Source organism: Rhodovulum adriaticum (genome assembly GCF_004345735.1).
In the GTDB taxonomy this organism is placed as follows: Bacteria; Pseudomonadota; Alphaproteobacteria; order Rhodobacterales; family Rhodobacteraceae; genus Rhodovulum; species Rhodovulum adriaticum.
On sequence record NZ_SLXL01000017.1, the window covers coordinates 33,394 to 40,213 of the forward strand.

Here is a 6,820-nt window from a genome sequence, read left to right on the forward strand (position 1 = left end):
ACCCTCGTGTACGAGCTCATCAAGTTTCTTTCCCTCTTCACCTATCCTCTCGGCGTCACATTCCTGCTCGCGGGCGCCGCAGTTCTGTGCCGTGCGCTGGGACGGAGGCGGCTTGCGGCTGGACTTGGAGCGGTGGCTTTCATCTGGCTCTGGGTCTGGTCGATGCCTGTGACGTCGGAACGTCTGCGCGGCGGGTTGGAGGCGCGGTATGCCAACTTGCCCGTAGGGCAGGCGCCAGAGGCGGACGCGATTGTCGTTCTTGGGGGCGCCTTCAGCACGAATGAGGCTTGGCCTTACCCCAATGCCAGCGGATCGATTGATCGTTACTGGCACGGGGCGCGGCTCTACCATGCCGGGCGCGCGGACCTTATCGTTCTGACTGGGGGCGGATCTCCGAACCGCCCCGACAAGCTGACCGAGGCCGAGGCGGGCGCGCTTTTTCTGGTCGATTTGGGGGTACCGCCATCCGCGATCGTTCTCGATACCGCCTCGCGCACCACGCGGGATCACACCGATTATCTGGAGCCGATCTTGCGGGAGCGAGGTCTTGAGCAGTTGCTGCTTGTCACATCGGCAACACACATGCGGCGCGCCGAAGCGGTGTTCCGTCGGGCGGGCTTCGATGTCGTGCCGGTGGCAACAGACTTCTCGGTTGGCCCGGACCCCGTCAAGGGCCCGCGCCGGTACATGCCGAGTGTTGGTGCCCTCGGTGCCAGCACGGCAGTTATTCACGAATATCTCGGCTATTGGTTCTATCGCCTCCTCGGCAAGGTGTGATCGCTTGGCACGGTGCCGCTGTCCGGGCAGGGACCGACCTGTTGACCTGACCGATCCCGCGCGTCGCTGAGCCACTATTCTCTTCGTTCCTCCACGAAACCGCATGACGTGCTGTCAGTGCATTGCACGACAGGCGTCTCGCGGCATTCCTCCTTAAGTTAGACAGGAAGATATCCCGATGCTTGATAATGCTCGGCCGCCCGAAGCCTTGGCTTCGGCGCTCGTTGAATTCGTCCGTTCTCTTTATGAGACGGACGAGTTCATCCCCCTGCATGTCCCCACACTCGGAGAGGCGGAAGCGCACGCCGTGTCCGAGGCGGTGAGGAGCGGCATGATCTCGACTGTCGGCCCACAGGTTGGCGCCTTCGAGGAAAAACTCGCAAAGATTACCGGGGCCCGGCATGTCGTCGCGACGGTGAACGGCACGGCAGCGCTGCATCTCGCGCTTCTTGGGGGCGGAGTGCAGCCGGGTGATGAGGTGATCACCCAGGCCCTGACCTTTGTCGCGACCGGCAATGCCATTCGCTATTGCGGGGCAGAGCCGGTGTTTCTCGACGTGGATCGCAACGGGTTGGGCTTGTCGGTCGAAAGTGTCGAGCGGTTCCTGGAGGAAAACGCCCTTCGCGAGAAGGACGGCAGCGTGATCAATCGGCAAACCGGACGTCCCATCCGCGCCTGCTTGCCGATGCACACGAACGGGCATCCCGGCGACATGGCGCGGATGTCCGAGATCTGCGCGCGCTGGGGCCTTGCCTTGGTTGAGGACGCGGCAGAGGCGCTCGGGAGTTATCGGGACGGTCTGCATGCAGGGCGCGTCGGGCAATGCGGTATCCTGAGCTTCAACGGCAACAAGATCATCTCGACGGGTCAAGGCGGCGCGGTGATAACCGATGATGCCGCGATTGCGGCACGGGTCAGGCACCTGGCGGCGGTCGCAAAGTGCAACCACCCTTGGCGCTATGAGCACGATGCTATCGGCTACAATTACCGACTGCCTGCGCTTAATGCGGCTCTTGGCCTCGTGCAACTCGATCGTCTGCCGGCCTTTTTGGAAAGCAAACGCGCGATTGCCGCCGTCTATACCGACTGGTTCGAGGAACACGACCTGCCGTCGGTCCGTGAACCGGTCGGGGCAAGCTCCAATTTCTGGTTCAACGCGTTTCTGGTGGACTCGATCGGGACGCGCGATGCCGTCTTGGAGTGGACCAACGCGCGGGGCGTCATGACACGACCCCTCTGGGACCCTCTCAACACGCTGCCGCCCTACCGCGATTGCCAAACCGACGACCTCTCGAACACGAAGTGGTTGTTCGAGCGTCTGATCAATGTCCCCTCAACGCCGAGACTCAAATGACCTGTCTTCCCGAAGATCCCCGCATTGCCATCATCGGTCTGGGCTATGTCGGGCTGCCCTTGGCGGCGGCCTTTGCCCAAGCCTATCCGGTGGTCGGTTTCGACATCGATCCCATGCGGATCAAGGAACTCGAGGCCGGGCGCGACCGGACGCGTGAGCTTACGGATGCGGAACTCGCCGAGGCGGTGGCATCTGGACTACGCTTTACCGATGACCTCGCGGCGCTGGATGGGTGCAATACATTCATCGTGACCGTGCCGACTCCCATCGATGCACATCGCCGCCCGGATCTACGCCCTCTGCTCTCGGCGAGCGAAACGGTTGGGCGGATCATTCGGCCCGGATCGGTGGTGGTTTTTGAATCGACCGTCTATCCGGGGGCGACCGAAGAGGACTGTATTCCGGTCATCGAGCGGGTCTCTGGCCTGAAATACAATGAAGATTTCTTCGGAGGCTACAGCCCGGAACGGATCAATCCCGGCGACAGGGAGCACCGCGTCGCCGATATCGTCAAGGTGACCAGCGGCTCCACACCTGAGGCGGCGGATTTCGTTGACGCGCTTTATGCCCGGATCATCAAGGCGGGCACACACAAGGCCGAAAGCATTGCGGTGGCCGAGGCCGCCAAGGTGATCGAGAATACGCAGCGCGACGTGAACATCGCACTCGTCAATGAGCTTGCTATCGTTTTCGAGCGCTTGGGGCTTGATACGGAAGCTGTTCTCACGGCCGCGGGGACCAAGTGGAATTTCCTGCCCTTCCGCCCAGGGCTGGTTGGTGGTCACTGCATCGGTGTCGACCCCTATTATCTGACACACAAGGCGCAGGAGGTGGGCCACCACCCCGAAATGATCCTGGCGGGGCGTCGGTTGAACGACGGCATGGGCGCCCATGTGGCCGACCGGGTGGCCAAGGGGATGATCCGCCGCGGCATGTGCCTTCCCCAGAGCCGTGTGCTTATCCTTGGCCTTGCCTTCAAGGAGAATACACCGGATCTGCGCAACACCCGCGTCGTCGATATCGTCGATGCGCTTTCCGAATATGGGGTGAGCGTCGACATTCACGATCCCGAAGTCGATGCGGCGGAGGCAAAGCAGGAATACGGGCTCGTCCTCGTGCCGCATCCGGAGCCCAAAAGCTATGATGCCGTCATCCTGGCCGTGGCGCACAAGTGTTTCGTCGATGGTGGCGCTGCAAAGCTGCGAGCCTGGATGAAACCGGATGGCTATCTGTTCGACGTCAAGTATGGCCTCCCAGCCGCATCGGTAGACGCGCGCTTGTGACGAGGTCGCTCCGCGCGCGTCGGCTCTTGTCGCCATCCAATTCCCCAAAATGAAAGCTGGCCTAATGAATGCCCTTGACCTCATCGGACGCGATGAGCCTCTTTTCCAATCCGATCTCACCTGCGTTGAGGCCGACATCGCGGCACATGTGTCCGCCAGCAGGTTCCTTGTCATTGGCGGTGCAGGGTCCATCGGCCAAGCGGTGACGCGCGAGATCTTCAAGCGCAATCCCCGCGCCCTCCATGTCGTCGATATCTCGGAAAACAACATGGTCGAACTGGTGCGCGATATCCGCAGCACGCTGGGCTATATCGACGGTGATTTCCGCACCTTTGCCATCGACTGTGGATCGGTCGAGTTTCGGGCGCTGGTGGACTGGGCCGGGGGGTATGATTACGTCCTGAACTTGTCGGCCCTCAAGCATGTCCGCAGCGAGAAGGACCCCTTCACGCTGATGCGGATGGTCGATGTCAACATCCTGAACACGATCGAGACCTTGGCAATGGCCCGGTCACATGGGGCAACCAAGTATTTCTGCGTCTCCACCGACAAAGCCGCTAACCCGGTGAACATGATGGGCGCGAGCAAGCGGATCATGGAAATGTTCCTGATGCGTGAAAGCGACACGCAGCCGATCTCGACCGCGCGTTTTGCCAATGTCGCCTTCTCGGACGGATCGCTGCTGCACGGGTTCAACCAGCGCTTCATGAAGCGCCAGCCGATCTCGGCTCCGCGCGATGTGCGGCGCTATTTCGTCACGCCGCAGGAATCGGGGGAGCTTTGCCTGCTGTCCTGCCTGCTTGGGGAAAACCGTGACATCTTTTTTCCCAAGCTTAGCGAAAAGCTTGACCTGATCAGCTTTGCCGAGATTGCCGATCGGTTTCTCAAGTCCCTGGGCTATGAGCCTTATCATTGTGCCAGCGAAGAGGAGGCCCGCGCGGATGTCGAGGGCCATATCTCGCGGGGCCGCTGGCCTTGTTATTTCTTCGATAGCGACACCACCGGCGAGAAGCCCTTCGAGGAATTCTTCATGGCGCATGAAGAGGTTGACCTCGACCGTTTCGAGAGCATCGGAGTGATCCGCAACGACCTGGCTTTCGAAAGCGACAGGCTCGATGAGTTTCTGCGCCATATCGCGGACATGAAGGCGCGCGGCACATGGGGCCGTTCTGACCTCGTCGCGCTGTTCAATCGCATGCTGCCCGATTTCGCACATGCGGAAACCGGCAAGTTCCTTGATGATCGGATGTGACCTATGCTCAAGCTTGACATGACACGGGTGGCAGATCTGCTGTTGTCCACACTCTTCATTCTTCTAGTAGTGCCGCTTTGGGTGATCGTGATCCCGGTTCTGCGATTCACCGGCGAGGGCGAGGTGTTCTACCGCCAGCCGCGGGTCGGGAAGGATGGGCGCATCTTCAACCTTCTGAAATTCGCGACCATGCTGAAAAACAGCCCGAACATGGGCACGGGGGATCTGACACTGCACAACGACCCACGCGTCCTGCCAGTAGGACGGGTCCTACGCAAGACAAAGATCAACGAGTTGCCGCAGCTCCTGAACGTCTGGAAAGGGGACATGAGCATCGTTGGGCCGCGTCCGCAGACCCCACGGATCTTTGCGCTCTACCCTCAAAATATCCAGGACGACCTGAAGAGAATTCGTCCCGGCCTCTCCGGTGTCGGCCCCATCCTTTTTCGGGGGGAGGAGAAGATGCTTGAGGGGGCCAATGACCCGCAGGCGCTCTATGAAAGCACGATCATGCCATACAAGGGCGAAGTCGAGCGGTGGTATCTCCATAACCGCTCTATCCGGTCTTATTTCCTAGTTATTGTCATGACGGTATGGGTGATCCTGTTCCCCAGGAGCGGGGCTGCCTGGGCTGCATTTCCAGGTTTGCCAACAGCTCCGAAGGAATTGGCCACATTCTGGAGGTGAAAGCCTGCCGTCTTCGAGCGGATGTCGTGCCGTTTCTGCACAGAGTCCCTTGCCAAAGCTCCGAGGATAAGAACATGAAGACCAATATGCGACGCGGTGATTGCAATGTGGGCCGCGTGGCTGCGGCTGTGAGCCGCATCAATGGAGGTGAGGTGGAATGAGACGTGCCTTCATCACCGGTACGGCCGGGTTCATCGGGTTTCACCTTGCTGACCTTCTGTTGAAAGAGGGTTGGGAGGTTGTCGGCTATGACGGCATGACCTCCTATTACGACGTGGCGCTCAAGCAACGTCGGCACGCCCTGTTGCACCAGTCTCCTGCCTTCTTGTCGCATGAGGCCATGCTGGAAGACGAGGATGCGCTCAGCGCCGCCGTGATGGCCGCGGCCCCGGATGTCATCGTGCACCTCGCAGCCCAGGCCGGGGTCCGTTACAGCCTCGAAAACCCGCGCGCCTATATTGACGCGAATGTGGTCGGCACCTTCAACGTGATGGAGGCGGCGCGCCGCGCGGAGGTATCACATCTGCTCATGGCATCGACCTCGTCGGTCTACGGGGCCAATGAGCAGATGCCTTTCGTCGAAACGGAAAAGGCGGATACGCAACTCACGATTTACGCCGCGACCAAGAAAGCCAATGAGGCCATGGCGCATTCCTGGGCGCATATCCACGACATCCCGATTACGATGTTCCGCTTTTTCACGGTCTACGGCCCCTGGGGCCGCCCGGATATGGCGCTGTTCAAGTTCACGAAAGGCATACTGGAGGACACGCCCATCGACATCTTCAATAATGGCGAGATGTGGCGGGACTTTACCTATGTGAGCGATCTGGTGCGCGCCATTCACCTCTTGATAGACGCGGTTCCCGGTGGGGCGGAAACAGCTGTCGAGGGCGACAGCCTCAGCCCGGTTGCGCCGTTTCGCATCGTCAACATCGGCAATTCGCAACGTGTCCGGCTTCTCGATTTTATCGAGGCGATCGAGGAGGAGTTGGGAAAGCCTGCCCTCAGGAATTACATGGGCATGCAGATGGGTGATGTACCCGCAACCTGGGCCAATGCCGCGCTTTTGCAAAAGCTGACCGGCTATCGCCCTGAAACGGACGTTCGCGAGGGAGTGAGCCGCTTCGTGAGCTGGTATCGCTCCTACTACGGGGCATGAGTGAGCGCGAGCGAGGGGGCGGCCCGCCACGGCGACAACGTCACAATCGGGTTGCCTTCCGCTCGCACGAGCACATTGCAGGGCGTCCTCTGCTCTGCCCACCTTATCAAAGCGGCCCATATAATCGAAGCTCGTTGGATACCTACCTTGGCAAGGGTGCGGCAAGCTGATGGCCCACCTTCGGGTCAGAAGGCCGGACGGGAGGAGGACTGAATCATGTGCGGAATCGTTGGCGTCCTGGGCGATCACGAGGCAGCCCCGATCCTGGTTCAGGCGCTGGCGCGACTGGAATACCGCGGCTATGA

At 60.5% G+C, this 6,820-nt stretch carries 6 protein-coding genes; all 6 read left to right on the forward strand.

Annotated elements, in window-relative coordinates:
• Nucleotides 1–6: 6 nt before the first annotated feature.
• The 6 genes from EV656_RS15335 (at nucleotide 7) to EV656_RS15360 (ending at nucleotide 6,515) form a co-directional block, all read left to right on the forward strand.
• The gene (locus EV656_RS15335; RefSeq protein ID WP_132605594.1) at nucleotides 7–777 is read left to right on the forward strand and encodes a YdcF family protein; all 771 of its coding nucleotides are present in this window, start codon (nucleotides 7–9) and stop codon (nucleotides 775–777) included.
• A gap of 178 nt (nucleotides 778–955) precedes the next feature.
• Nucleotides 956–2,131, forward strand: a complete 1,176-nt coding sequence (locus tag EV656_RS15340) for a LegC family aminotransferase (RefSeq protein ID WP_132605596.1) — start codon at nucleotides 956–958, stop codon at nucleotides 2,129–2,131.
• Nucleotides 2,128–3,414: a nucleotide sugar dehydrogenase gene (locus tag EV656_RS15345; RefSeq protein WP_132605598.1), complete on the forward strand. Its 1,287-nt coding sequence runs from the start codon at nucleotides 2,128–2,130 to the stop codon at nucleotides 3,412–3,414. The genes EV656_RS15340 and EV656_RS15345 overlap by 4 nt, the downstream gene beginning before the upstream one ends.
• Before the next feature lie 64 nt (nucleotides 3,415–3,478).
• Complete coding sequence (locus EV656_RS15350; protein ID WP_132605600.1) at nucleotides 3,479–4,666, forward strand: UDP-N-acetylglucosamine 4,6-dehydratase; 1,188 nt, start codon at nucleotides 3,479–3,481, stop codon at nucleotides 4,664–4,666.
• Nucleotides 4,667–4,684: 18 nt separating this feature from the next.
• On the forward strand, nucleotides 4,685–5,353 hold the full coding sequence (locus EV656_RS15355; protein WP_132605602.1) for a sugar transferase: 669 nt from the start codon (nucleotides 4,685–4,687) through the stop codon (nucleotides 5,351–5,353).
• 157 nt (nucleotides 5,354–5,510) lie between these two features.
• Nucleotides 5,511–6,515 (forward strand): SDR family NAD(P)-dependent oxidoreductase, encoded by a 1,005-nt coding sequence (locus EV656_RS15360; RefSeq protein WP_132605604.1) that lies wholly within the window; start codon nucleotides 5,511–5,513, stop codon nucleotides 6,513–6,515.
• Nucleotides 6,516–6,820: the final 305 nt, after the last annotated feature.